General features: G+C 20.9%; 1 protein-coding gene, 3 tRNA genes and 2 pseudogenes. All 6 read right to left on the bottom strand.

Annotated elements, in window-relative coordinates; genetic code table 11:
- Positions 1-102: 102 nt before the first annotated feature.
- The 6 genes and pseudogenes from IE180_RS37765 to IE180_RS37740 all read right to left on the bottom strand — a co-directional run bounded on the left by IE180_RS37765 (position 103) and on the right by IE180_RS37740 (position 4437).
- A tRNA-Lys gene (locus IE180_RS37765) sits at positions 103-174 on the bottom strand.
- Positions 175-178: 4 nt separating this feature from the next.
- Positions 179-250 (bottom strand) — tRNA-Phe (locus tag IE180_RS37760).
- A gap of 79 nt (positions 251-329) precedes the next feature.
- A tRNA-Val gene (locus IE180_RS37755) sits at positions 330-401 on the bottom strand.
- A gap of 985 nt (positions 402-1386) precedes the next feature.
- Positions 1387-2100 (bottom strand): annotated as a pseudogene (locus IE180_RS37750) (complex I subunit 4 family protein).
- A gap of 890 nt (positions 2101-2990) precedes the next feature.
- The gene (locus IE180_RS37745) at positions 2991-3377 is read right to left on the bottom strand and encodes an NADH-quinone oxidoreductase subunit A (RefSeq protein WP_189409878.1); all 387 of its coding nucleotides are present in this window, start codon (positions 3375-3377) and stop codon (positions 2991-2993) included.
- Position 3378: 1 nt separating this feature from the next.
- A pseudogene (locus tag IE180_RS37740) lies at positions 3379-4437 on the bottom strand (proton-conducting transporter transmembrane domain-containing protein).
- Positions 4438-5797 lie beyond the last annotated feature (1360 nt).

Here is a 5797-nt window from a genome sequence, read left to right as displayed (position 1 = left end):
TATTATTTGTCATTTTTATTATTTTTTTTTTTTATTATTTATATAATAATATATATAGATTTATAGAAATAATATTTATTATTATATCATTAAAAATGATTATGAGTTAGATTGGAATCGAACCAATATTTTTTGTTTAAAAGACAAGAGTCTTAACCTTTAGACGACTAACTCATTATGCCTTTGGAAAGATTTGAACTTACATCTATTCTGTTTCAAAGAATCGCTTCAACCTTTAAGCTACAAAAGCTTTAAACAAGAGCAAGTAGAATCGAACTACCATAGCGTGTGTTGAAGACACGAGTTTTACCTTTAAACTATACTCTTATTAGGTTATGTAGGAATTGAACCTACGGCTCAGATGTGTAAGATCTGTGATTTCACCTCTAATCTAATAACCTTATATAATTTATACATACTTTTTAATATTAAAAAATGTATATAAATTATTATGTCTCATTGGGATTCGAACCCAAATAATTATTTTAGAAGAATAATGTTCTAACCTTTAAACTATAAGACATATCTCTTACCTATATTTTATATATATATATATTATTATATAATCCTTCCTTTTTAAGGAAAAGAAATATATGAGGACCTTATTTTTAGAAGAGTTGTATTCAAAATATATATATATCTATCTATTATTTTATATTTCCCTTTAAAATATATAAAAAATATAATAATCTATTTTAGTAAATTATCCCTGGATCATCGATAAATGATTTATTCCCTTCGGGAATAAATTATATATTAATTTATAATCTCTTCTTTTCAATAAAAGTAAGTGAATGAGTACCCTTTTTTTTTAAGTTGTAATATATATATCTTACCTATTAATATATAAATAATATATCTTACCTATTATAATATATTTCTTTCTCCCTCCTTCAAGGAGGGGATTGGTTATATATTGATAAAATTATTAAAAATAAGTGATTATATAAATAATCTCTTTTTTTTTCTAAAATAGGAATAGATAAGGTTATAATAAATAGTAATATAATAAATGTATAATTTAAATAAATAAAAGATAAAAATGAATAAATATAATAAAGAAGATGATTCTCATAAGAAATCAATAGTATAAGAAGGTAAAATACCTAAGAAAATAGTAGGAATAATTAATATTCACATTAAGAAAGTTTCTCTATAAGTACAATCAGCTGTTAAAGATATATAAGGAGTTTTAACACCACCAGTTAATCTATTAGTTAATTTCATTTGATATGAAGCAGATAATAAAACAGAGATAGCGGCTAATGAACCTAAAATAGGAGCTTTATTAATAGCACCAGTAATAGATAATAATTCTCCAATAAAGTTAATAGATAAAGGAGTACCAACATTACAGAAACTTAAGATAATTAAGTAAACAGATAATCAAGGCATAAATGAAATTAAACCTTGGAAATAATGAATTAATCTATTATGATATCTATCATATAAAATACCTCCAACAATAATAAATAAACCAGGTGAAACAAAACCATGAGCAATAGATAATAATAAACTACCTGTAATACCTGTAACAGTATTAGATAAAATACCTAAAATACAAACAGCCATATGACTAATAGAACTATAAGCAATAATAACTTTTAAATCAGTTTGTCTTAAAGTTATAATAGAAGTATAAATTATAGTAATAACACATAAAACATAAATTAAAGGAGTATATAAAATAGTAGCATCAGATAAATTAGGTAATATTAATCTTATAATAGCATATACAGCTAATTTTAAAATAACTCCAGCTAATAAAATAGAACCAGCTAAAGGTGATTCTGAATGAACTACAGGTAATCAAGTATGAACAGGTGCTAAAGGAGTTTTAACAGCTATACCTATAAAAATAGCTATAAATAAAATACATTGTATATCTATAGATAAAACTAATAAACTAGTAGCTTGATAATCTGTATTATCTAATATAACTTCATATAAAGCTATAGCTAATAACATAAATAATGATGAAAATAATGTATATATTAATATATAATCTGCTGCTTTATCTTTATTTGATGCTCCATATAAACCTATCATTATAAATAAAGGTGCTAAAGATGCTTCAAAATATATATAAAAAGATGTCATATCTTGACATATAAAATTTATTAATAATATTATTCCTAAATTTAATACTAATTCAAAATATAATATATTATTTATATTATTTCAATTTGATATTATTGATAAAGGTATTAAATAAGCTGTTAATAATATTAATATATCTGCTATTCCATCTGTTGTATAATATACATCTATATCTGATCAATCATATAATGTAGGTATTGCTATTAATCCACTAGCTATTAATATTATATGTTTAGATATTCCATTAACTAATCTTGAAACTGTTGATGTTAATATTGTATAAAATATATATAATATTGTCATTTTATGATTTTCTTTTTTTTTATCATGTATATGACCAAAGGGATTTGAACCCTTAGGTTTATTAACTAATACTAAATTAGCCGCGTTTACCTATTTCGCCATAGTCATTTAATTATTTACATAATCGGATGTAACGTGATTCGAACACGTGGATACATTCATATCTTAATATTTCAAATATTACGCAATAAACCTCTCTGCCATACATCCTTACTTATCAATTATTATTCTTTTTTACTTAAAATTTAAGAGTATTACCTTTATAATATTAATTAAATTTATACCCTAGAAACTTAATAAATTTATATTTTTATACCCCCCCCCTAAAATAAACCCTCAAATAGACTCTCAAATAGTAGAGAGAATGAATATATATAAATAAATGTAAAATTAAAATAATTATCTCTCCTTAAAAAAAGGAGTTAATAATAAACCTCTTTAAATAAAAGTTATAATTTATTTTTTTTTTATATAATTTTAATATAAAATGAATATATATAATAAAAATTTTTATTTAATTTTATATTTTCAAAGAGGATATAATATATTTTTCCTTTTCTTTGAAAAAGGGGGGTTAATTATCTATATTAAATATATAATTTATTAATTAAAGGTTTAACTATAGGAGTAAAACGTCTTTCTAAGTTTAAAGCACCTAAATTAATTTCATAAACAAAGGCAATAACTAAAGAAAGTAAGAAAATAGTTAAAATAGATAAACCATATAAACCATTAGAATAAGCACTTACAACATAAGGTAAAATAGAAGATATTTCTAGATCAAAAGGTAAGAATAATATAGCAACTAATATAAATGCTACACTAAAGGCAGATCTAGATTGTTGATATGAAGTAAATCCACATTCAAAAGGTCCATTTTTTTCAACATATGAATTTTCGTTAGAAATTAAATAATTTAATAAAATAAAAATACCAGGAAGAATTAAAGCGATATAAACATATATAGTAAACATATTAAATAGTAATTAAATATAAAGCCTCTGATATTGATGGTAAAAATAAATAGAAACTAATTAATAAAATAGTAGAAATAGATAAAACATAAGCTAAAGAAGGATTAATATTATTAATATTAATATTTTCTTTAATAGTTTTACTGTTAATTAAAATTTTAATAATATTAGCATAATAATAAGTAGCAATAACACTACAAACAACAATAGTACATGTTTCTAATATATAATTTTCTTGTAAAGCACCAGATAAAATATATAATTTAGCATAAAAACCTGGTAAAGGAGGTATACCAATTAAAGAGAATAAAGCTAAAATTAAACATACAGCTAATGTTAAATTAGGTAATTTTAATTGATGTATATATATTAAAGGAGATCATGATGATATAGGAGATTTTATATATTGACTAGCTGCTAAAATACCTAAAAATAAAATAACATGAGTTAAAACATATTGTATAATATATATATAAAAAGATATATCAAAAGAAATAATAGATAATAAAATATAACCAAAATTTAATAAACCACTATAAGCTAATATAGTTTTTAAATTTACTTGAAATAAAGGTTTATAAGCTGCAATAAATAAAGAAATATAGAAAAATATTATTAAAATATAATGATTAAATAAATTTGAATTAGCAAATATTCATGAAGCTATAGATATTTTAGCTACTACACTTATATAAGCTGTTATATAAGTAGGAGCATAATTATATACTGCTATACTTCAACGATGTAAAGGAGCCATTCCCATTTTAAATAATAAAGCTATTAATAATATATTAAAATAATCATAAGCATTACTATATGAATAAAATATAGTTATATCTGATATATTTGTTGTTCCTGTTAATGCATATATAAAATATGATGCTAATAATATTATTGCTGATGCTACTCCTCCCATTAAAAAATATAATAATGAAGCTCTAGATGCATTATATGATCTATTATGTAAACCTGTTAATAAATATAAAGAATAACTTTGTAATTCTACTATTATATATAAAGCTAATAAATCATTTACTAAAGGAAATAATAATAACCCTATTATATTACTTATTAATATTAATATATAAAAAGGTGATTTTAAATCATATTTATGTATTGATGTACTATATACTAATAACCCTATTATTAATAATAATATTAATATTATTAATGGTAAATTATATACCGTTAAATTAAATCAATTATTAAATAATGTTATACCTGGTGTTAATGCTATAACATCTATTGATGTTATTAATAATAATAATACAAATATTAAATTTATTATCCCTAATCTATTTAAGATTATTGAATGACCTTCTTTAGGCCCTATATTACCCTGACTTACAGAATAACTTTTAAAAGTTGAAAATACTAAAAATATTAAAAATGATGTAAATAACATTTTTATTTATATGAATATATATTTCCTCCACCTTCAAGAGGTGGGGAGATACATACCCTATCCCTTACGGGGTAAGTATATATACCTTTATTTTCCTTAATATTTTTATATTATAAAATATATTTAAGGTAATATATTCTTTTTGAGACATATATTATTTTCAATATTTTAAATTTATTAAAATATCTAATGGTTTATTTATATAAAATTTATTATTATTATTTAAAGATAAATTATTTATTCCTAATTTAGTAAAATTATATGAATTAAATTTTATATTATTACAACCTTTCTTTTCTAAAGATTCTCATTCATTCATTTTTGAATAAAATGAAGTATTAAAGTTATTATTTATATCATTAAATTTATTAAAATATTCTTTAAAATTATTATTATAAGAAGTATCATAATCATAATAATAATTTACTATATTAGTATAAAAATCATAATAACCTATAGTTTTAAATACATCTTCTCACATTAAATAATGATATATTCTAATATATACTTCACATAATTCTTCTAAACCATAAGTTATACCTATATATCCTGACATTATAAATCTTTCAATATATGATAAATTATCTCATCTTATTTCATCTGAATTTTGATTATTATAATTTTCATAATTAAAATTATTTATATTCTCATGTATTTCATCACAATTATATATTATTTTCTTTTCTATAATCATATTTCATACATCTTTTAAATATAAACATATCTCCCTTATTTCTAACATATATTTATATAATATATCTTTCATTCAGAATATTATATTCCCATCTTCAATGGAAGGAAATATATTAATCATTGAAAGTAATATATTACCCCCGGACCACCGGGGGTGATATATCCCCTCCGGGAATATATTAAAAATGTTATAATTCTCTTCTAAAAAAAAGGGTTCTCATTCATTTCCTTTTAAATAAAGAGAGGGATTATTATATATTTTTATATAAAAGATATATATTTGATCTGAAAGAGATGAATATATTTCTATATAATCTATATA

This window comes from Streptomyces litmocidini, from assembly GCF_014649755.1.
Taxonomy (GTDB): domain Bacteria; phylum Actinomycetota; class Actinomycetes; order Streptomycetales; family Streptomycetaceae; genus Streptomyces; species Streptomyces litmocidini.
This window is presented reverse-complemented; position numbering and strand designations above follow the sequence as displayed.

Coding starts and splice junctions, on each gene's coding strand:
- IE180_RS37745 (WP_189409878.1), bottom strand. CDS start 3,377: ATGTTTACTATATATGTTTATATCGCTTTAATTCTTCCTGGTATTTTT.